At 62.8% G+C, this 753-nt stretch carries 1 protein-coding gene; it reads right to left on the reverse strand.

Features of this window, described 5'->3' with window-relative positions; genetic code table 11:
• Positions 1-745 (reverse strand): M10 family metallopeptidase C-terminal domain-containing protein (locus GIW04_RS31110; protein ID WP_268939294.1); only part of this gene is annotated, 745 nt, incomplete at its 3' end.
• Between the last annotated feature and the right edge of the window lie 8 nt (positions 746-753).

Here is a 753-nt window from a genome sequence, read left to right on the forward strand (position 1 = left end):
GATCTGGACGCGGCTGCGGCTCGCGCGGGTCCGGACGCGGCTGCGGCTCGCGCGGGTCCGGACGTGGCTGCGGTTCGCGTGGATCTGGCCGCGGCTGCGGCTCGCGCGGGTCCGGACGTGGCTGCGGTTCGCGTGGATCTGGACGCGGCTTCGGCTCGCACGGATCCGGACGCGGCTTTGGCTCACACGAATCCGGACGCGGCTTCGGCTCGCACGGATCCGGACGCGGCTTCGGCTCGCACGGATCCGGACGCGGCTTCGGCTCACACGGATCCGGACGCGGCTTTGGTTCACACGAGTCCGGACGCGGTTTTGGCTCCTCCGGTTTTGGCTCCTTCGGTTTGGATTCAGGCTTGGGTTTGGGCTCCTCGGGTTGAGGACGCGGCTGCGGCTTGGGATCTTTGGGTTCAGGGTTTGGCGCGGTTGTATCGCCGTGCGCCAAGATATCAGCAGCTTTTATCTGGCCAATGCTTTTTATTAATAGATCAGCCTTGCCGTTGCCTGTCAGATCCAGGGCCAGCCCCCCCTCGTTGCGGCCCTCGTCATAACTCATCACAGCCTGGCCGGGTTGGCCAGTTAAGCGATCGACGAACTTGAGAGCACTGACATTCGCTCTTTTAAGGACTGCGGATACATCAATCTTATCTGCGCCACTCGCAAAATCCAGGATGACATCAGGGTTATCCGGGGTGGAATCACTGGCATGGTCGTAAACAAAGGTATCTGCGCCGCCCCCCCCAGACAGTCTGTCGG

Origin of the sequence: Pseudomonas sp. PA-4-8C (genome assembly GCF_021606625.1) — a bacterium.
GTDB lineage: Bacteria > Pseudomonadota > Gammaproteobacteria > Pseudomonadales > Pseudomonadaceae > Aquipseudomonas > Aquipseudomonas lactis.